Source organism: Rhodococcus sp. PSi06 (assembly GCF_054960675.1).
In genome coordinates this window covers 20,377-40,657 of the sequence record NZ_JBHNYO010000013.1, presented here as the reverse complement: position 1 = coordinate 40,657, position 20,281 = coordinate 20,377, and the positions used below count along the sequence as shown (strand labels likewise).

General features: G+C 63.4%; 19 protein-coding genes. 12 read left to right on the top strand and 7 right to left on the bottom strand.

Going from position 1 to position 20,281, the window contains the following annotated elements:
- Nucleotides 1-64: 64 nt before the first annotated feature.
- Nucleotides 65-1,609, bottom strand: a complete 1,545-nt coding sequence (locus ACFI9K_RS17485; RefSeq protein WP_462664674.1) for an alanine/glycine:cation symporter family protein — start codon at nt 1,607-1,609, stop codon at nt 65-67.
- Between the two features lie 94 nt (nt 1,610-1,703).
- Nucleotides 1,704-2,957 (bottom strand): EAL domain-containing protein, encoded by a 1,254-nt coding sequence (locus ACFI9K_RS17480; protein WP_462664673.1) that lies wholly within the window; start codon nt 2,955-2,957, stop codon nt 1,704-1,706.
- Between the two features lie 156 nt (nt 2,958-3,113).
- On the opposite strand from ACFI9K_RS17480, the gene ACFI9K_RS17475 reads away from it, so the two are divergent.
- From ACFI9K_RS17475 to ACFI9K_RS17460, 4 genes are all read left to right on the top strand, one after another.
- Entirely contained in the window at nt 3,114-4,475 is a 1,362-nt protein-coding gene (locus ACFI9K_RS17475; protein ID WP_462664672.1) for a serine/threonine-protein kinase, read from the top strand.
- Between the two features lie 25 nt (nt 4,476-4,500).
- A complete protein-coding gene (locus tag ACFI9K_RS17470) occupies nt 4,501-5,841 on the top strand; it encodes a flavin monoamine oxidase family protein (RefSeq protein ID WP_462664671.1) in 1,341 nt (446 codons plus the stop codon).
- A 300-nt stretch (nt 5,842-6,141) separates the two neighbouring features.
- Entirely contained in the window at nt 6,142-8,205 is a 2,064-nt protein-coding gene (locus ACFI9K_RS17465) for an AMP-binding protein (protein WP_462664670.1), read from the top strand.
- Between the two features lie 196 nt (nt 8,206-8,401).
- Complete coding sequence (locus ACFI9K_RS17460; protein WP_462664669.1) at nt 8,402-8,542, top strand: hypothetical protein; 141 nt, start codon at nt 8,402-8,404, stop codon at nt 8,540-8,542.
- 64 nt (nt 8,543-8,606) lie between these two features.
- Here the strand turns inward: ACFI9K_RS17460 and ACFI9K_RS17455 are convergent, their stop codons facing one another.
- On the bottom strand, nt 8,607-9,026 hold the full coding sequence (locus ACFI9K_RS17455) for a hypothetical protein (RefSeq protein WP_462664668.1): 420 nt from the start codon (nt 9,024-9,026) through the stop codon (nt 8,607-8,609).
- 182 nt (nt 9,027-9,208) lie between these two features.
- Here ACFI9K_RS17455 and ACFI9K_RS17450 point away from each other — a divergent pair, with 182 nt between their 5' ends.
- The gene (locus ACFI9K_RS17450) at nt 9,209-9,877 is read left to right on the top strand and encodes a response regulator transcription factor (RefSeq protein WP_222094679.1); all 669 of its coding nucleotides are present in this window, start codon (nt 9,209-9,211) and stop codon (nt 9,875-9,877) included.
- Nucleotides 9,878-9,884: 7 nt separating this feature from the next.
- Here the strand turns inward: ACFI9K_RS17450 and ACFI9K_RS17445 are convergent, their stop codons facing one another.
- On the bottom strand, nt 9,885-10,256 hold the full coding sequence (locus ACFI9K_RS17445) for a response regulator (RefSeq protein ID WP_462664667.1): 372 nt from the start codon (nt 10,254-10,256) through the stop codon (nt 9,885-9,887).
- Nucleotides 10,257-10,328: 72 nt separating this feature from the next.
- Here ACFI9K_RS17445 and ACFI9K_RS17440 point away from each other — a divergent pair, with 72 nt between their 5' ends.
- The 7 genes from ACFI9K_RS17440 (at nt 10,329) to ACFI9K_RS17410 (ending at nt 17,361) form a co-directional block, all read left to right on the top strand.
- Nucleotides 10,329-12,146, top strand: a complete 1,818-nt coding sequence (locus tag ACFI9K_RS17440) for a sensor histidine kinase (protein WP_462664666.1) — start codon at nt 10,329-10,331, stop codon at nt 12,144-12,146.
- Between the two features lie 120 nt (nt 12,147-12,266).
- The gene (locus tag ACFI9K_RS17435; RefSeq protein WP_462664665.1) at nt 12,267-13,088 is read left to right on the top strand and encodes an alpha/beta fold hydrolase; all 822 of its coding nucleotides are present in this window, start codon (nt 12,267-12,269) and stop codon (nt 13,086-13,088) included.
- 41 nt (nt 13,089-13,129) lie between these two features.
- Nucleotides 13,130-13,963, top strand: coding sequence for an NmrA/HSCARG family protein (locus ACFI9K_RS17430; protein ID WP_462664664.1), 834 nt, complete (start codon nt 13,130-13,132; stop codon nt 13,961-13,963).
- Complete coding sequence (locus ACFI9K_RS17425) at nt 13,960-15,579, top strand: MFS transporter (RefSeq protein ID WP_462664663.1); 1,620 nt, start codon at nt 13,960-13,962, stop codon at nt 15,577-15,579. The genes ACFI9K_RS17430 and ACFI9K_RS17425 overlap by 4 nt, the downstream gene beginning before the upstream one ends.
- Nucleotides 15,579-15,959 carry a VOC family protein gene (locus ACFI9K_RS17420; RefSeq protein ID WP_462664662.1) on the top strand — a complete coding sequence of 127 codons (381 nt, stop codon included), beginning with the start codon at nt 15,579-15,581 and terminating at the stop codon, nt 15,957-15,959. Before ACFI9K_RS17425 ends, ACFI9K_RS17420 begins: the two co-directional genes overlap by 1 nt.
- The gene (locus ACFI9K_RS17415; protein WP_462664661.1) at nt 15,946-16,509 is read left to right on the top strand and encodes an FUSC family protein; all 564 of its coding nucleotides are present in this window, start codon (nt 15,946-15,948) and stop codon (nt 16,507-16,509) included. The genes ACFI9K_RS17420 and ACFI9K_RS17415 overlap by 14 nt, the downstream gene beginning before the upstream one ends.
- A gap of 33 nt (nt 16,510-16,542) precedes the next feature.
- On the top strand, nt 16,543-17,361 hold the full coding sequence (locus ACFI9K_RS17410) for an Fpg/Nei family DNA glycosylase (RefSeq protein WP_462664660.1): 819 nt from the start codon (nt 16,543-16,545) through the stop codon (nt 17,359-17,361).
- 85 nt (nt 17,362-17,446) lie between these two features.
- Here the strand turns inward: ACFI9K_RS17410 and ACFI9K_RS17405 are convergent, their stop codons facing one another.
- The 3 genes from ACFI9K_RS17405 to ACFI9K_RS17395 all read right to left on the bottom strand — a co-directional run bounded on the left by ACFI9K_RS17405 (nt 17,447) and on the right by ACFI9K_RS17395 (nt 19,514).
- Complete coding sequence (locus ACFI9K_RS17405; protein WP_222094670.1) at nt 17,447-17,911, bottom strand: SRPBCC family protein; 465 nt, start codon at nt 17,909-17,911, stop codon at nt 17,447-17,449.
- 53 nt (nt 17,912-17,964) lie between these two features.
- Nucleotides 17,965-18,615 carry a DUF4232 domain-containing protein gene (locus ACFI9K_RS17400; protein WP_462664659.1) on the bottom strand — a complete coding sequence of 217 codons (651 nt, stop codon included), beginning with the start codon at nt 18,613-18,615 and terminating at the stop codon, nt 17,965-17,967.
- A 116-nt stretch (nt 18,616-18,731) separates the two neighbouring features.
- The gene (locus ACFI9K_RS17395) at nt 18,732-19,514 is read right to left on the bottom strand and encodes a class II aldolase/adducin family protein (RefSeq protein ID WP_462664658.1); all 783 of its coding nucleotides are present in this window, start codon (nt 19,512-19,514) and stop codon (nt 18,732-18,734) included.
- Nucleotides 19,515-20,281 lie beyond the last annotated feature (767 nt).

The following is a 20,281-nucleotide window of genomic DNA, read 5'->3' as shown; positions in this document are numbered from 1 at the left end:
CGTCGTGGGAGCTCGCATTTCTCGTAAGCTGACGCGACCGACGCTTCGGACTTCGCGCTGTGTCTCAGACGTCGGCGTCGATTTTCTCCTGTTCGCCGCGACGCATCGCCATGTACTCGGAGAGTTCGCGCTTGACCACAGGCAACAGCAGGTACAGACCGGTGATATTGACCAGGGCCAGCAGGAACAGAGTGGCATCGGCGAAGTCGAGAACCGAGCCGAGCGACAGTACCGTTCCGATGACGGTGAACACGCAGAACATGATGTTGAAGAAACTGCGCGAGAGACGGCTGCGTCCGAACAGTGACGTCCAGGCCTGCAGCCCGTAGTACGCCCAAGTGATCGCCGTCGACAGCGCGAACAGCGCCACCGCCAACGTGAGGACATACGGGAACCACGGGAGAACGGTCTCGAAGGCGTCCGAGGTCAGCGTGACGCCGCCGGCAGGTAGTTCACCCGTTTCGGCGACGATCGCGCGCTGGTCCTGCCAAGACACGGTGTTGGCTATGACGATGGTCAGCGCCGTCGCGGTACAGATGACGACGGTGTCGATGAAGGGCTCGAGCATTGCCACGAAGCCTTCGGTGACCGGGTGTCGGGTCTTGACGGCCGAGTGTGCGATGGCCGCAGATCCCAACCCTGCCTCGTTGGAGAACGCGGCGCGCTGGAACCCGATGATCATGACGCCGAGTACGCCGCCCGCCACTCCTTCCGGCGAGAATGCACCCTCGAAGATCGCTCCGAACGCGGTGGGGACCGACCGGAAGTTCACTGCGATGACCACGCCGCACGCGACGACGTAGATCAGCGCCATCGACGGGACGAGTTTGGCGGTCACGGCCGAGATCGACTTCATCCCGCCGATGATGACGAGTCCGATGATCAGCGCGATGACGAGACCGAACACCGCTTTCGCACCGTCGGAGCCGAGGAAGCCGTCCTCTCCGCCGGTGACCGAGCGAACCTGTGCGTACGTCTGGTTGGCCTGGAACATGTTGCCACCGCTGACGGCGAAGAACGTGATGATGATGGCGTAGAAGACGGCCATTACCTTGCCCACCTTGGCGAGCCCACGCTCGGCAAGTCCCTTGGTGAGGTATTTCATCGGCCCGCCGGACACGGTGCCGTCCTCGTTGATGTCTCGGTACTTCACCCCGAGGGTGCACTCGACGAATTTCGATGCCATGCCCAGCACGCCCGCGAGAATCATCCACAGCGTGGCACCGGGGCCACCGAGCGTCACTGCGACCGCGACACCGGCGATGTTGCCGAGCCCGACGGTTCCGGACACAGCGGCCGTGAGAGCTCGGAAGTGGCTCACTTCCCCGGGTGCATCGGCCTCGTCTTCTTTTCCGCTCACCAGGATCAACGACCTTTTGATCCCGCGGAATTGGATGAATTTGAAGGTGACCGTGAAGATGACGGCACCGAGGATCAGCCACAGCACTATCAAGGGAACCGCTGCTCCGCCGATGTTCACGGTGAAGAAGACGAAGTTGGACACTGCTGCGGAGATCGGATCGAACGCATTGTTTATCGCTGTCTCGATGGAGCTGAGTGTGCCTCCATCCGCGGCCAGATGTTCGGTGGCGAGGGGGTGAGAGCTCATACCTTACGAGTGAACATCACCCGAAGCACGGTCGAAGCCATTTACCAATATCTGAGCGAATGTTTACCTGAATTTGACCGAGTCGGTCGGCCGATCATGGTGTGGTCCGAGCAGGAATTCGTCTGAGAAGCACTGTGGCCGCGTCGAGTACCGCGTCGCGGTCGTAGGTCAGGCGGTAGTCGAAGAGCGTCGTTCCGTCGGGCGCGACTCCGCACTCGACGGCGATCAACGCCGCGCTCGACATCGGTGCCACGACCACCGTCGAGCGCTCCATGTTCAACGGCTCGTTCTCCCCCACCGCTACCGACCGAAAGCGGTGCTGGATCAGCGCAGGATCGGAGCCGAACACGGCTACGAGAGCAGTGCGCGCGGCCAGGTCGTCGAGGACGGCGGCACGTGCGGGCGTCAGCCTGTTCGACACATTTGCTGTTGCCAACACGACCGTCGACGGTCCGGTGCCGAACGCACTGGTCAGCAGGCTGTTCTCGATGGCCTCGAGAAAAGCCGTACCGGCGTGCCTGCGGGCACCGAGCTGGTGGGTCAGACCGAACGGTGTCACCGCGACCGGAGCGCGGACGGTCACCGTGGCATCCAGCGAAGGCGATCCGACAGGGCTCGACAGGTCGCCGAAATCCGGGAGGGGCCCCGGAGCGCCGTAGAGGAAACCCTGACCGAGAACGGCACCCATGTCGCGTGCACAACGTTCGTGCGAGTCGGTCTCGATTCCCTCGGCCAACACGAGGGCACCGGTGCGTTCGGCCTCGGCGGCGACGGCAGCGACTATGGCGGCAGTCCGATCCGTCGGTCGCTCGTGCACGAGAGTCATGTCGAGCTTGATGACGTCGGGACGCAACAACGGAATCAACGCCAGACTGGACGAGTCCGCACCCACGTCGTCGATGGCCACTCGCCAACCCATGTTTCGAGCGTGCTCGGCCGCGCGCAGCAGACCGGCCGGATCACCCATCAAGTCTCGTTCGGTGATTTCGACGGTGATCGACATCCGCGCTGCGTCGTCGATCAGCTGCAAGCGGTCCCGGGGCGGCGGCGTATCCAGCGCGGAGGGTTCCGCATTGACGAACAGCGGCAGCTCGGCGGGGTAGCCGGCCTCGATGGCACGGTCCAGTGCGCTCGCCCTGCACCGCCAGTCGAAGTCGTTGGTGACACCTTGTTCCCGTGCGGCGCGCAGAAGTTCCGATGGAGAAGCCGACGGACCATCGCCGCAGGTCCGGACGAGGGCCTCGAACCCCACCACGGCGCGGTCGTCCAGCGAGACGATCGGTTGGTACGCAGAAGTGATGTCGATCGACATCGGCGAGATCTGCGCATTCGTCGATCGGGTACGCACGGGTAGGACCTTTCTCGACGGCTGTTAAGTCTGTTCCCCACCCCGGTGAGCCATCATGCCCGATGAATCCGCGGGATCGAGAACCCGCTGCGCTTCGGACGACGATTCGTTCGCTATAGGGTGCTCGAAGTAGTCGACGAACGGCGGTCAATCACGATGGAACAGGATCCAGGTTCCCGCGCTGCCCGAGATGGAGTGTTCGCGGGGCGATACCGACTGGGCGCAGTTCTGGGACGCGGTGCGATGGCCGACGTCGTGTACGCAGAAGATCAGGTGCTCGGCAGGTCGGTTGCGGTGAAGATGTTCCGCCACGGCGAGCCTCGGGACTCGGTCCAACGGATCGACGCGGAAATTCGCACCCTGGCGTCGCTGTCGCACCCGGGCCTCGTCACGTTGTACGACGCTGGAACTGCGCCGGACGCCAGCGGGATCTCGTCGCCCTACCTGGTGATGGAATTGATCGACGGACCGACGCTGAGCACCTTTCGCCAGAACAGGTCCATGCCCGGCGTCCACGTCGCACGCCTGGGTAGCGAGATAGCAGAAGCGCTCGCGTACATCCACCAACGTGGGGTGGTGCACCGAGACATCAAACCAGCCAACATCCTGATCGCGCGGGCCCCTGACTCAGGTTCGGATCACTGCGTCAAGCTGGCCGATTTCGGTATCGCCCGCATCGTCGACGCCGAGCGACTCACCGAGCACGGCACCACAGTGGGCACCGCGCACTATCTCAGCCCGGAGCAGGCGACGGGTACGTCCGCCGGCCCTCCTACCGACATCTACACTCTCGGCCTCGTTCTCATCGAATGCCTTACCGGCACAATGGTATTCGAGGGCAGCGCGGTGGCCGCCGCAGTCGCTCGCCTACACCGTGATCCCACCGTTCCCGAGGAGCTCGGGCCGCAGTGGCACTCCTTGCTCACTGCTATGACGTCGCGGCAGCCGGAGGATCGCCCGGACGCAACCGAAGTCGCACACCGACTGCGCAGAATCAGCCGAACTTCGACCCCGATCTCCCCGACTGCCGTGATGCCTGTCGAGCGCACCGACGTAGTCGCTGCTGATGCGGTCGGGCCCGCACACCTTCCTCCGCGTCGACGGTGGATCGTTCCCGGGGCGGCCGCGCTCGTGCTCGCACTCGGAGCGGGGATCTTCTGGATTGCGTCCAGCGCAAGCGACGATCCGGTTCAGGTGCCTGCTACCCCGGCGCTACCGACACCTGACGCGTCGACGATCGAAGTGCCCCGGACACAAACGCCGGAGGCTTCGGTCACCGACATCTCGAACCCATCCGCCGCCGAGATCACACTTCCATCCAACCCGGCACCGGTTTCCGCAGCCGCACCCGCCGCACCCGCCGCACCCGAGCAGAACCAAGACCCGGGGACCGGAAACGGCAATTCAGGCAACGCGAACGGCAACGCGGGCCAGGGAAACCCAGGAAATGGCAATTCGGGTCCGGCAAAGCCCGGAAACGGCAATTCGGGTCCGGGTAAACCCGGTCGAGGGAACTGAGCAGGCCCACGTGATCGGAGCAGCCATGACCCATGTAGACACGATCGTGGTCGGAGCAGGAATCTCCGGTCTTACCGCCGCCAGGATTCTGCACGGTGCGGGTCGGCGGGTCCTCGTTCTCGAGGCACGCGACCGCGTGGGTGGCCGAGTGTGGACGATGCGCGCCGACGGTGACATCCTCGACGCCGGCGCCTCCTGGATTCACGGAATCGACAACAATCCGCTTGCCGAGGCCGTGCATGCGTTCGGGATTCGCACCACCGAATTCACCGTGGGCAGCTATCAATCGGATGGCCGGCCCATCGCGTACTACTCGCCCACCGGCATCAGGTTGAGCGAAGACGAGGCCGCGCGGTTCGCCGCAGACGTACACGACTTCGACGAACGATTCGCCGGAACAATCGCCGAGTGTCCTGCACGGACATCGTTCGGCGAGGCGGTGGAAGCGACTCTGGCGCAGCTGGATTGGGGCAACGATCGAATCGACCGAGTTCGTGAGTTTCTCGGCCACCGAGCGGAGGAACAACTGGGGGTGGACCCAGGCGATCTCGACGCACACGGTTTGGACGACGACGCCATCGACGGCGACGAAGTGGTGTTCCCCGACGGCTACGACGAACTCGCAGTCCGTCTCGCCCAGGGGCTCGACGTTCGCCTGGGACATGAGGTGATGCATGTCGGCTGGAGTGAGGACGGAGTGGTCGTGAAGACCGCCACCCAGTCGTTCTCCGCCGAATGCGCCGTGATCACGGTGCCGATCGGGGTGCTGAAATCATCGGACTTCATCGTCGAACCTCCCCTGCCGGAGCCTGTTTCGGGTGCACTCGATCGGCTCGAGATGAACGCCTTCGAGAAAGTCTTCCTCCGATTTCCGGTCAAGTTCTGGGACGAGGACGTCTACGTGATCCGGCAGCAGGGCGAGGCCGGGCGTTGGTGGCACTCGTGGTACGACGTGACCCAGCCGGGCGGCAGTCCGACACTTCTCACGTTCGCCGCGGGGCCGTGTGCACAGCAGACCCGACACTGGTCGGACGAACGCATCGGGGAATCCGTCACCGACGCACTGCGCGGCATCTACGGCGACCTCGTCGTATCGCCGGACACCGTGTACGTGACTCAGTGGCAGGACGATCCGTTCTCCCACGGCTCGTACTCGTACATGACGGTCGGTGCGCAGACTCGTGATCACGACGATCTCGCGACGCCGATCGGCGGTGTGCTGCATCTTGCCGGCGAGGCAACCTGGACCGATGACCCGGCTACGGTCACCGCTGCCTTGAAGTCGGGACATCGTGCTGCAGAGCGCATTCTGCAGCGCTCGGTTCCGTTGCGCGAGATCTGGAATCCCGCGGACCACTGTCGATAGGTACCCGGTAGTCCTGCTCGACTTGATGCGAGGCGGATTCTTGCTCAATCCGATCGCCATCGCACTGATCACCATTGCCGCGTCCACGGTGTTCGCATGGCCGCTGGGTATTGCATTCTGATTGCCGAACAGACTCGGCCGCAGGAAAAGAAAATTCATCGATTTCGCCCATGAAACGAACTTGGGGAATACCATAACGGTTTCATCCAGGCGGATGACCCGTTCCTGGGGCACGACGCCATCCCCTGGTCGGTGCCGATGCGGCGTTGTTCTCCGCCTCGGCGGGCACGGGGGTGGGGCATGGTTTCGGACGTGATCGATTGCAAGGTTGTGTTCGCACACGACATCGACCAAGTGTGCGAGGTCTTGAGCGCGGTCGAGATGTACCCACGCTATTTCCCCGGTCTCGAATACTGCACCCTCGGTGAATCCGCCACCGGTTATCGGTGCGGCGTCGGCGGTATCGAGCACGCCCTCGAGCTCGTTGTGAACCGGCGAAATCAACCGATCATCACCGTCGAGCACACCGCTTCGGGCGGCTTCATCAGATTCACCTTGACCAGACGCGCGGCCGGCGAGACGAAGATCGACGTCACCGTGTTCAAGGCGGGCCTCGGTGGGGCCTACGTACCTCAACCCGAGAACAACCGCGCGGTCGTCGACTGGGTCATGGGAGGGCTTCGTACACTGCAGAACTCGCTCTCCGGTACGGCGAACTCGGTGGTGTCCAACAGCGGGGACTCTCGCTCGCTACAACTGGCAATTCTGAAAACCATGGTCGCAACCGGCGTGGTCCGTGCTGCCCGACCCGACCGTGCGTACCGACAGTTGAACTCCCTGTCCAAATGGGGCTTCACCCTCGGCGGCGGATTCGCGGCCGCCGCAGCTCGGTCCCCCGATGAGATCGCCGTGATCGACGACCGCGGAACTCGCACGTTCTCCGAGATCCACCACCGGTCGCGTCGCATCGCTGCAGGTCTCGCGGCATCCGACATACGCCCGGGAAGCACCGTCGGAATACTGGCGCGAAACCACTCGGCCATGATCGAATGCACCGTCGCTTGCGGCATGCTGGGAGTTGAGGTGGTACTTCTCAACACCGGTCTGGCCGCGCGCCAGATCGAGGTGATCGCCGAACGACACCAGCTCCGAATGCTGTTCGTGGACGACGAATTCGACTCGATCGTTCGCTACCTGCCGGACGACGTCGCGCGGGTCAGCCTGTCCTCTCGTACCGGCATTCCGCACCGGCGCACCCTGGAGAATTTCGTCGCTCCACCGTCCGCCACCTTCGCCATGCCGGATCGTCCCGGGTCGGTGGTCGTGTTGACATCCGGCACCAGCGGGGCACCCAAAGGCGCGCTTCGACCCACGCCCAGGGGATTCGGAACCATCGCTGCCATGTTGTCTCGCATGCCTCTGCGAATGAACGAGCGGATGCTGATAGCAGCACCGATGTTCCACAGCTGGGGATTGGCAGCACTGCAGATCAGTACACCTCTACGGGCCACGGTGATACTCCAGGATCGATTCGATCCCGAGGACTGCCTGCGCGCAATCGAGGAGCATCGCTGCACTTCTCTGATCGCCGTGCCCATCATGCTTCAACGCATACTCGATCTTCCCGAAGCAGTGAGATCGCGCTATGACACCTCGAGCCTGCGGGTTGTCGCATGCAGTGGGTCGGCGTTGACCGGATCGACCGTCAGCCGCTTCATGGCCGTATTCGGCGACATCCTCTACAACTTCTACGGTTCCACCGAGGTTTCGTGGGCGACGATCGCCAATCCCGACGACCTTCGCGCTTCTCCGGGCACTGCGGGACGACCCCCACTCGGTACCACGATCGCGGTACTCGACGCCGACGGCAATGCGTTGCCGGTGGGAAGCCTGGGGCGAATCTTCGTGGGTAACGACATGTTGTTCGACGGCTACACCAACGCCGAGCCGCCCTCGACGGCCTCCGCTCGCGGAGCGGCACTGATGGACACCGGCGATCTGGGATACATCGACTGCAACGGCCGCCTGTTCGTCTGCGGTAGGGACGACGAAATGATCATTTCCGGGGGCGAAAACGTCTTCCCGGGGCCGGTCGAAGATGCCATCGCCAACCTTCCTCAGGTCGGCGAGGTCGCGGTGGTCGGCGTACCGGACAACGAATACGGACAGCGCCTCGCGGCCTTCGTCGTAGGCCGCGGAGCAGCCGGGCTCGATGCCGACATGGTGCGTGCCTACATCAAGAATCGTTTGAGCCGCTTCAGCGTTCCCCGGGACATCACGTTCTTGGACGAGCTCCCTCGCACTGCCACCGGCAAGGTGATCAAGCGGATGCTTATCGAGCCACCCACCGTCGCCGGAATGTGAACGTGTCCTCGCTTCTCGTACGGCGGCACACACTGCAACGTCCCTAGGAACCGTCGACGAACAGCGGTCGTCGACCGTCTCCACGCCGCTCGGCTACTATCTCAGTTGTTTGACTATTCAGAATCTGAGACTGTTGCCGGACTCAGCGGTGCCGTGCGCATTCCGCACAGCCGATACGGGAGGGACGCGAATCGCCATGCCTGAGCAGCACGAGGAACCTCGCGGAGAGAAGTCGACCCAGGATCGCCGCGAGCACTCGTCCTTTCTCCAACTGTTCCTCGAAGCCACACGTCACGAAGAACCACCCGGCGACGACGCGTCGTCCGAGAGTCACTGATCGGATCTGCAGCGTTCTCGGTGCCCAAGAATCCGGAAGACATCCCGGACAGTTCACGTCATGCCTACGGAACGGAGACCGTCGCCAGACCCGGAGTGATGATGCCGCCGCTCGAGACGATCGTGATCGCAACCTGACCCGGGCCGGTCGCAAGTGTTGCTTCGGGAACGAGGCCTTGCAGTCCCGCCGAGGTCACCGCGGTGCCGACCGCCCCGCTCGACAGGTTCACCCAGTACACCTGTGACGAGATGAGGCATCCCCAACCGCCCTCTTTTCCACCGGTGATTCGGATCGTGCCGGCCTGCTCTCCGACGACAGCGACACATCGAACAGAGGGAGCATCGAAGCTCCCGTTGGGATTTCCGAACGGTGCCGGGTCGATCTGAAACGGTACTGCTGTAGCCGCGGACGCAGTACCCACCGTCGCCAGAGCAGATCCGAGAACAATCGATGCGCAAACAACAAGCGTGCGAACAAGTTTCATGTCGACAACCTCCGTAGCTTGGATAATGACTCCGGGGCCAGTCTCCTCGCCCGGTATGGATACGACAAGGGCCGCTGCGCAATCGAGACCTGGTCGCGATGTCCTGCAATGATCCAACAGATCACGCCGATCGATTTCGTCTGAGATACTTCGATCCGATTCGACGCGGCGCAGGGAGCATGATGTCCGACATTCGAGTAGTGATCGCCGACGACGATGTGCTGTTGCGTGAGGGGTTGTCCAGCCTGCTCACCCAAGCGGGACTGAGCGTCGTGGGGCGGGCCGGCGATGCCGGGGAGTTACTGGCCCTTCTCGAAACCGATCGACCCGAGCTCGCGATCATCGACATCAGAATGCCTCCGACGTACACCGCCGAGGGGCTCGATGCAGCATTGCGCATTCGGTCCGAATTCCCCGAGGTCGCGCTACTTCTTCTGTCTGCCCATGTCGAGGTCGATCATGCACTGGAGCTACTCGACAGCGGAAACAACAGCGCGAAAGGTGTCGGTTATCTGCTCAAGAGCAGGGTGACCGATGTCGCGGACTTCGTCTCCACAATTCATCGCGTCGCCGCCGGTGCATCCGTCATCGACCCAGCGCTGGTCTACGAGCTGGTGGCAGCAAAGCGTCGCGGAGATCCGCTGGGCGCGCTCAGTGGCCGCGAACGCGATGTCCTCACGTTGATGGCCGAGGGACTGTCCAACGCCGGTATCGGGCGTCGCCTGTGGATCACCGAGGGAACCGTCGAAAAGCATGTGCGGAGCATTCTCACCAAGCTCGACCTGGCGGAGACAGCCGACGACCACCGTCGAGTACGGGCCGTGATCCTCTACCTCGACACCGTCGGCTGATGGTCGATCACGGGCGCAGCATGGTCTCGATGGCGGCAGCGGAGAGCTCGAACTTGGGCAGAAAACCAAGGGCCGAACTCGCTTCCACCATGTCCGCAAAATCGTCTTCGTCGTGCGTCGACACCAAAATGATGGCCGGCCTCGGCGTGAGCGCTGTCGAGTCGAGGGCTTCGACCACGTCGAAGCCGTTGTCGGTGCCGAGATCGATATCCACCAGGACCAGACTCGGGTGGGTCGATCGTGCGGCGCGAACGGCCTCGACCAACGTCGATGCCGTTCCGACCACGTGGATGCCGGCCGATTCGAGCAACCGACTCGCAGCGACGCAGTACGCGTCGCTGTCGTCGATTATCAAACACCGCAGGCTCGAGGACGTCACTCCACCGAGACTGTCAGAAACACCGGAGTCCGGCATTGCGGTTAACGGTACTTTCGTACTCCGGATTCGGCGATGACCGCCGCGACAGCTCTCCGCGATCGGCTCACGACCCTGATACTGCGGCCGAGCTCTCCCCCGGTGGCGTGGGGGGCGGTACTGGCCGCGGCGCTGATCGCGCTCGAGGTCTTCGTCGTACTCCTCCTCAAACGCGTCGCCCCCGAGAACGCCTTCGGAGCCGTCTTTCTGTTCGGCGTTCTGGTGGTGTCTGCGGGTTGGGGCTTTCGTTTGTCGATAGCGACGTCGGTGGCGAGCGCTGCCGCCTACGCCTACATCCACGTCATCGAGAGCAGTGAAAGTCTCGTCCCAGCGGTCATCGTCTTCCTTGCCCTGGCACTGCTCACCAACATGCTTGTCGGTCAATCACGTTTGCGCGCAGCCGAATCCGATCAACGTCGCCGTGAAGCAGACCTGCTCGCTCTGTTCGCACGAACGATGTTGCGCTCGGATTACACACCGGAAATGCTCGACGCAGCCAGCAGCCGCTTGTCTGCCGTACTCGATTTGCCCTACGCGGTGTTGGGGTCCGGGGATGCTCCCGCTGCGTCGGATCAGGAGAAGATCCTGATGCACGACGGGCCTGCCGTGACCGCGTCCCTGGTCGTACCCGCGAATTTGGATCCGACGGTGTCTCGCCGTATCCGACGGGTCGTACCCTCGATCGAGGCTTTGCTGGCAGCCGCGCGCGAGCGGCAGGACATGCACGGACGCACCGTTGCACTTGCGCGACAACAGGCTTCGCTGCGACGAGTTGCCACACTGGTTGCGCTGCGAGCCGAACCCGAGGAGGTGTTCGCGGCCGTTGCGCACGAGTTGGCCGACGGGCTGGACAACGAACATGTCTGTGTTGTGCGGTACGCCGAGGATCGCTACACGATCATTGCCCACCGCGACGAGGTCGAACACTCGCTGAGTGTGGGCGACGAGCTGCCGATCGGTGGGCGAAACGTTGCCACCATGGTTCGGGAGACCGGTCTCGCCGCGTCCATCGACTTCGCCACTGCGACAGGAGACATCGCGGTGCGGCTGGAAGGTCGAGGAATCGTGCAGTCCGAGGGCGTACCCATCTCGGTGAACGGTGCGACGTGGGGAGCAATCATCATCGGCACCACTGCCGTTCGAGACTTCGTGGGCGACGGTATGCGTGACCGCTTGACCGATTTCGCCGACCTCATCGCCCTCGCCGTGTACAACCACGACACACGGCTCGAGCTGACCCGGTCTCGATCTCGCGTGGTCGCCGCGGCAGACCAGGCACGACGCGGCATCGAACGCGACTTGCACGACGGCGCACAGCAACGAATCGTCTCTTTGGGAATGGAACTTCGGGTTGCGCAGGCTGCTGTTCCGAGCCACCTCGGCGACTTGCGGGACAGCTTGGATCGCAGTGTCGACACTCTGTCTCAGGTGCACAACGACCTACGAGAGCTCTCGCGCGGCATACACCCCGCGATTCTTTCCCGCGGCGGATTGGCCCCCGCCCTCAAAACTCTGGCGCGGCGCAGCCCCGTGCCGGTCTCCCTCAGCACCGACATTCCCTCCCGCTTGGCCGAATCCGTCGAGGTAGCAGCGTATTACGTTGTTGCCGAGGCCTTGACGAACACGGCCAAGTACGCCGCTGCCACGGACGTCGAGATCACGGCACGCGTGATAGACGAGAACCTCGAAATGACGGTGGTCGACAACGGCAGGGGCGGCGCTGATGCGAACAACGGGTCCGGTCTCATCGGCCTGCAGGATCGGGTGGCAGCGGTCGGTGGAACGCTGACCATCGTCAGTCCGCACGGTGCCGGCACCGTGCTCTCGGTGCGGATAGGCCTCACTACCGGGTAGCCGGTAGTGAGGCCGCCGGTATCCACTCCCCCGTGTTGGACGCCAGCAGCGAGGCTTTCCCCGGGCTCTCGGACGAAGGTTGTCGGTACCCCGCAGGAACACCGACACGTAGGAGAGACCATGCCGTACATCACCACCACCGACGGAACCCAGATCTACTACACCGAGCAGGGCACCGGAAAGCCGGTTCTGCTCAGCCACGGCTGGCCACTGTCCTCCGACGCGTGGCAGCTCGAGCTCAAGCTCCTCGCCGATGCCGGCTACCGCGCCATCGCTCACGATCGCCGCGGACACGGCCGGTCCTCGCAGACTGCCGTCGGCCACGACATGGACACCTACGCGAAGGATCTGGCCGAATTGGTCGAAGCCCTCGACTTGCAGGATCTCACCCTCATCGGGCATTCGACCGGTGGCGGCGAAGTGGTGCGGTACGCCGCGCAGCACGGTGGCAATCGCGTCGCTCGCATCATCACCGCGGGCGCCGTTCCCCCGATCATGCTGAAGTCCGAGGCCAATCCTGAAGGCACCCCGATCGAGGCACTCGACGACATCCGTAACGGCGTTCTCTACGATCGCTCGCAGTTCTACAAGGATCTGTCCGAGGCGTTCTTCGGAGCCAACCGCGAGGGCTCCAACATTTCCCAGGGCGCCAAGGACGACTTCTGGCGACAGGGCATGTTGGTCAATCTCACTGCTGCGTACGACTGCGTGAAGGCGTTCTCCGAGACCGACTTCACCGAGGATTTGAAGGCTCTCTCAGTTCCGATCTTCATCGCCCACGGCGATGACGACCAGATCGTTCCGATCGCCGCGGCGGCGCTGAAGACCGCCGAACTCGTCAAGGACGGCACTCTCAAGGTGTACCCCGGTGCGCCGCACGGCATTTACGGCGAGTACCAGAAGGCCTTGGACGCAGACATTCTCGACTTCATCGCCAAGTAATAGCTCCGCTATCGCCCTCCGGAAGCAAAGGTGACATCACGATGATCAGACCGTACACAGTCGTTGGAGCAACCGGAGGGCAGGGCGGCGCAGTGGTGGATGCCCTACTGGAGCAGGGGCAACCGGTGCGTGCAGTGGTGCGGCGCTCGTCGGCCCGGGCGGATCGCCTACGTGAGCGCGGTGCCGAGATCGTCGTCGCAGACATCACCGATCGCGAATCGTCCGCGGCTGCACTGCGGGACAGTGCCGGCGCGTTCGTGATGACGACGCCCTTCGAGGACGGTCCCGCGGCCGAGTCGGCGCAAGGCGCAGCCCTCGTCGATGCGTGCATCGCCGCAGAGGTTCCGCACGTGGTGTTCTCCTCGGTTGCGAGCGCGGATCGCCGCACCGGCGTCCCGCACTTCGAGACCAAAGCCGAAACCGAGGCACTGCTGAGTCGGTCGGGACTGTCGCACACGATCGTCGGTCCAACCTACTTCTACGACAACCTCCTCGGCAGACTCGACGATGTTATGGCCGGTCGGCTCGATCTGCCACTTCCGATCGACACGCAGCTGCAACAGTTGTCTCGGAGGGACCTGGGTCGCTTCGTCACCCTCGTGCTGATGGAGCCAGCGAGATTTCGTGACAAGCGAATCGATCTTGCCTCGGACGACCCGACGCCGGCGGCGATGGCAACGACTCTCGGGCGCGTCTTCGGGACGACGGTGCGGCCCCACTCGAGCCGAGCAGCGGACATCGCGTCCGAGGATATGAGAGCAATGTTCCAATTCCTGACCGACGTCGGATACGACGCCGATATCGACGGTCTGAGATCCACCTACCCCGAGGTCGAGTGGCAGACGTTCGCGCAGTGGTCGGCGGGACTGGCATGACCACCACCGACACGCCACCGGCGGCTCCGTCCGCGTGGTCACCGCTGCGCAACACCGTCTATCGCAGCCTCTTCATCGCCCAGTTGGTGTCCAACATCGGTGCTTGGATGCAAACCGTCGGCGCACAGTGGTTCTTGGTCGAGCGCGAGGCGTCGACCACCGTTATCGCAGCTGTGCAGACAGCGAGTCTGCTCCCCACACTGCTGCTGGCCCTGCTGGCGGGCGCACTCGCCGACGCCCTGGATCGCCGAGTTCTGCTCATCGTGGTCGGTGCCGGGTCGATGCTGACCGGAATCGTGCTGACCGTGTTGTCGTGGACCCACACCTTGACTCCATGGGGCCTGCTCGCCTGCACCTTCGTATTGGGTTGCTGGACATCACTTTCCGCACCCGCATGGCAGGCGATTCAACCCGAGCTGGTTAGCCGTGAAGAAATCCCGGCCGCCTCGGCTCTCGGCAGCGTCACCGTCAACGGGGCGCGTGCCATCGGGCCGGCGCTCGCCGGCGTGCTGGTGGCATTGGCCGGCCCGACGTTCGTATTCGCCATCAACGCCGCGTCGTTTCTCGCGACACTGAGCGTGTTGATTGCCTGGAAGCGGCCCAAGCACCCGCAGACCGACCGCGAAGGCCTCGCCGAGTCGATCCTTTCCGGTATTCGGTACGTCCGATCCGGACCGATCATTCGACGCATCATTCTTCGCTCCGCAGTGTTCGCCTTCCCCGCGTCCGCGTTGTGGGCGCTGCTGCCGTCCGCGTCGTCGAAGGTTCTGGGGCTCGGTGCAGTGGGCTACGGCGTGATGTTGGGTGTGCTGGGAGTCGGGGCCGTGATCGGCGTCGCGGTGACACCGAGTCTGCGCACGCACTTCTCGGGCAACACACTGCTGGCAGGCTCCGCCGTCGGATACGCCATCGGAGTTGCCGCGCTCGCCTGGCTACCGCTGTGGGCGGTCGTCCCGGCACTGTTGTTGTCCGGAATCGCGTGGATCACGACACTGACAGCCCTCAATGCTTCGATCCAGCTGTCCCTCTCGACCTGGGTGCGAGCGCGCGGGATGTCGGTTTACCTCCTCGTGTTCATGGGTTCTCAGGCCATCGGGTCCCTGCTGTGGGGCTGGTTGGCGTCGAAGATCGGAATCGTCGACGCTTTGGCGGTGGCGGTGGCCGCACTGGCCCTCGTCGCGGTCAGTGTCGCCGTTCTGCCCCTGCACCCCCAGACCGGCGTGCTCGATCGAGCGGTGTCGGTGGCCTGGCCGACCCCCACAGTGGTGTTCGAACCCGATCCGGACGACGGGCCGGTACGCATCACCGTGTCGTATCGCGTCACGAAAGACACCCTGGATCAGTTTCTGACATCGATGGCACCGGTCGGAATCGCGCGTAAGCGAACGGGGGCGTACGCCTGGAACCTCTACCGAAGTCTGGACGTCGACGACACCGTGGTCGAACAGTTCACCGTCCCATCGTGGAGCCAGTATCGCCGTCAGCGAGAAGAACGATGGACAGGCTCGGACCACGACGTGATGCGCGATGCGCTGCGCCACACCGTAGACGGCGCCACCCGAACCGAAACCCATGACATCGCACTGTCGGTGCGAACGAACCCGAACGGAAAATGATGGACAACGCACTCACGGGCGTGGGGAACGTCTTCTACTTCTCGGACGATCTCGCCACTGCCGTCGACTGGTACCGAACGCTTCTGGGAACAGAACCGGTCGACGTGCACGAGCAACTCGCTGCCTTCGACGTCTCCGGAACCCGGCTCACCGTCCATGTCACCGACACCTACAACCGGCCCGCGGGTACGGCCGGTGCGGTCTCGTACTGGGACGTTGCCGACGTGGATGCCGTGGTTGCCAACTGTGTCGATCGCGGAGGCGTCGTACATCGAGGTCCGAAGTCGGTGTTCACCGGTGAACGTCTGTGCCAGGTTCTCGATCCCTTCGGCAACCTCATCGGCTTCCGGCAGCCAGGTTCCGGTCGTGAACACAGCTGACAACACCCCTCGGTGGGCGACTGTGCGTCGAGACCTGGGCGCGGTCACACGGACGGACTTGGTGTCCTCGCTGGTGCTGGGAGTCGCGTGCGGGGCGGTGTATCTACTGATGGTCGACGGCGTCGGCCGGGTGCTGTCCCAGGCTCGCGAATCCCGAGAGATCGGTGCGATGTGGGCCGTCGTGGCGACCATCTTCGTCTTCCGCTCGACACTGTCCGATCGCCTGGCAGACACACGGTCTCGACTGGCTGCCACGGTGATGAGCTTGCTCGTCTGCCTGGTTTACCTCGTCTTCTTCCCGGTTACCGCCGTGGGGATCGCGTTCGTGATCGTTCTCGGTAGCGTCCTCGCCATTGCCGCGGGTCGGCCGCAGGACGCCGCCCTGACCGGCATCACGTCGACCGTCGTTCTGATCGTCGCGGATCTGGGCAGACCCGCACCGCAATGGGTTCAGCCCTTGTTGCGTCTGCTGGACACGGCGATCGGAATCGCTGTGGGCTTGTGCGCGGCGGCACTGTTCGGATGGTTGGTTCGCCGAATGGTCAGGTGAGGTTGGGATCGACGAATTGGGTACACCCGCTCCATGCCCGAACTCCCCGAAGTCGAAAACGCTCGACAGGTCGTCGAAAAAGCCCTCGGACGTGTCATCGTCGACATCGACGACACAGACACCTTCGAGTGCCGCCCGCACATGCCGGGCGATATTGCCCATGCTCTGAAAGGCGGCCAACTCACCGAGGCGTGTCGGCGCGGCAAGGCGATGTGGTGCGAAACCGTCACCGCCGACGGGTCCAGTGGTCCGACGCTCGGAATTCATCTCGGGATGGGTGGCCGGGTGATCGTGACCGCGCCGGACGGTGAGCAGACGTCTCGTTACGGCGGCGGAGATCCCCATGTGGGCGAACGCGATACCGACAAACCCGAGTGGACGCGTTTCTCGATGACATTCGAGGACGGTGGCCAGCTTCGACTCTTCGACAAGCGACGCCTCGGCCGAGTTCGACTCGAGCCCGATATCGACTCGCTGGGGCCGGACGCCGCAGAGATAACACGGGACGACTTCCGGCACCGAATCGGTTCCAGTGGAGCACCTTTGAAAGCACGACTGCTCGACCAAGCAGCGATCGCAGGTGTCGGCAATCTACTGGCCGACGAGGTGCTCTGGCAGAGCGAACAATCTCCGTCCAGACGGGCAAAAACTCTGACAACCGACGAACTCGACGAGCTTCGCGTCGTTCTGCGGCGCGCGATCAGGTCGGCGATCAAAAAGGGTGGCGTGCATACCGGAGAGATCATTCCGTTCCGCAAGACGGACGCCGCGTGCCCGCGTTGCGGTGCGCCGATGACTCGCGGAACAGTCGGCGGCCGTACTACTTGGTGGTGCTCACGCGAGCAATCGTGAGCGGCACATACAAGAAGGCCGGCCCCGAGGGGCCGGCCTTCTCGGCATATGTGTCGCTAACTCGGTCGATCAGAACGTCGGTCGATCAGGACGTCGCCTCGACTGCGAGGCGAGCGAGAGTGTCGTTCAGCTGATCCTCGGTGACCAACGGGAACTTGATCTGCTCGAGCAACTTCTTGTCCGTGACCTTGGACCAGTCGTAGGTGTGCCGCACCAACGTCTCGCCCGGACCCTGAGACTCCAGCTCCCACAACCACTCCCAGCCGGGAGGCTCGTTGCCGGCGGGAGCCGTCTTCCATGCGAGCAGCTTGTCCTTGACGTAACCGGAGACGACGTTGTCGGTCTGGTACTCGCCGCCCATGTGGTCGCCCTGCATGTTCATCGTGAATTTCTCGCCGACCTTCTGAATTCGATCGGCATGATCCACGCTCCGCACGAAGCCCGATCCATCGAGTGCCGGATGGCGCTCCGGGTTGGACAGGACGTCGAATACGGCGTCGACGGGCGCTTCGATGGTGCGTTCCACTGTGACCTTGGCATTGTCTGTCATGCCTACCGAGTGCCCACTGTCCACGTTCCTCAATCATGACCTTCGGACAGAAGTCACTCGGCCCGAACCGGCTGGACAGCCAACTGCGTAATCGACGGGTCCGTTGTGCTGCATCCGGTTGTGGGGTAAGCCAAGTACACCACCTCAGTGGTGTTGGGCGAGTACACGTCGATTCCGGATACCGGCGCGGGCTGACACGCCTCCGTCGAATAATTCTGTGCCACAGTTGCTTTCACCAAAGACTGTGCCGATGCCCCGGGGGTCAACGTGACCGCCTCAGGCTCGGACTCGGATCGAACCGCCGCCTGCCCCACTTGCGCACCGCCCGGGCTCGACACGTAGGAAACCCCGGGATATCCGTCCAGCGTGCACGTTCGATTGCCGATGTTGGTGAACACGATCGGGAGCAGCGCGGAACCGGCAGCACCTTGTTCTGCACCGAGGGAGACCGACAGCTCTGCTGCGGCGCAATCCGAGGCGTTCGGCGCAGTGTCGTTACTGGGCAACGCTGGCTCGACCGAGGGCGCATCTTGACTGCTCGGCGCGGCTTGGGGCGTGCTCGAGTTGCTCGACGCCGCGGACGAAGCGGACGTCGACGGCGTGTCCAATGGCGGCTGCGGAGCAGAATCCTGCCCGGCGCACGCTGTGACCGCGACCCCGGACGCGAGCAGTAGAGCCGGCAGGAACTTTCTCGTTGCACTCATCGTAAGCAATGCTACTGACTTTCCTGGACTACGCAATCAGTGCCCGTCACCGACAGCAAGCCGCTCCGTCGAGCGGAATTCGGTCGGTTCTGCGGACACCACGTCGCGAATGTCGTTCAGTCCAGCAGCTCCGGGTGCTGCGCGACGATGCGGTCGTACATCGGTTGGAACTGGAACCACCCCGCGTACTCCAGACCCACCTGGTTGTACGTCAGCTTCGCCGTCACGTCATCCAACGGTTTCGGCTCACCCGCAGCCATGGCGATGAGCTGCGCCTGACTGGATCGCTCCATTGTGATGAACCACCACGCCGCCGAGTCCACGGTCCGACCGACAGTGAGCAGACCGTGGTTCGACAACACGATCGCCTTGCGTTGGCCGAGTGCCGCACCGATTTTCCTCCCTTCCTCCAGCTCGGCGACGACGCCCGTGTAGTCGTCGAACACGGCGTGGTCGTCGTAGAACGCACATGCATCCTGGGTCAGAGGTGCGATTCCCATCCGCAAGCTCGACAGCGCTTTGCCGTACAGCGAATGTGCGTGTGCGGCCGCAACCACGTCCGGCCGCGCCGCGTGCACCTGGGAGTGAATGACGAAAGCAGCACGGTTGACCGGACGATTGCCTTCGACGATGTTGCCTTCGTGGTCGACCAGGATCAGATCGCTCGCTTTGATCATGCTGAAATGCATACCGAACGGGTTGACCCAGAAATGGTCGGTCTTCTCCGGATCGCGAGCGGTGATGTGCCCCGCCACTCCTTCGTCGAAGCCGCACTGACTGAAGAGCCGAAAAGCGGCCGCGAGCCGCTGCTTTCGGTGCTGCCGTTCGTCGTCGACCGACTCGAACACCGGTGGAGCGGGTACGTCGATACCTGGGCGGGTCTGTGCCAGTTCGGACATCGTCTTCCTTCGAGTCGTAGGTGTCGTTTTCGCCGCACCACCCCGGGGATGGCCGACGCTGAGCGGACGGTACCCAGGACCGACCTCGCGGCAAAGCATCGCTACTGGGTCATGCTTCAGTTCTACACCCGCGAGTCGCACGGTCGACCGCGAAAGCCCGTATGCATCCGATGCACCTGCTGCTGCTGCTGCGGCTCGAGCGGTAGCAATCGGTACGCTTCACACAATCTCTGTTGCAGCGTCCACGGCGACGTCCCGGCATTGCACGGCGACCGACAGTTGCGATCACCCAGAGAGTGTCGCGCCGAACTACCACCGTTGTGCTTGTGCAGCAACGGTTTTGCGGTCGCCGACATTACTGGCTCAACCATCCCCGACAAGAGTGGAACTACCGCCACAAAACCTGGCGGCCGCCGGATCATCGGTCGTCCACTACGCGGAGCTGTCCAAACGGTTCGTTGCACCACCTGCAATGTGCATCGATGTAGTCATGGCCGTCTTCACGTTCGCACTCGTCCACTGCGCATCCGCTGCCGCATGACAGCATTTGTCCACATCTGCACCGCTCACCGTCACAGCCCGGGTGGTGGAGCGCTCGTGGCGGGGTGCCGCAGTCGTGACATTTGCTCCTGCCGTTGGGTATTCGACTGGGCCGCCAAGTGCACCCCACCGAATCGAGCATTTCCAGGTCACACGCCATGCAGATCGCCATGCCGTGCAGAGTCGCACAGGGCACCGACACAGAAGGCTCCTCGCGTTCTGCATCC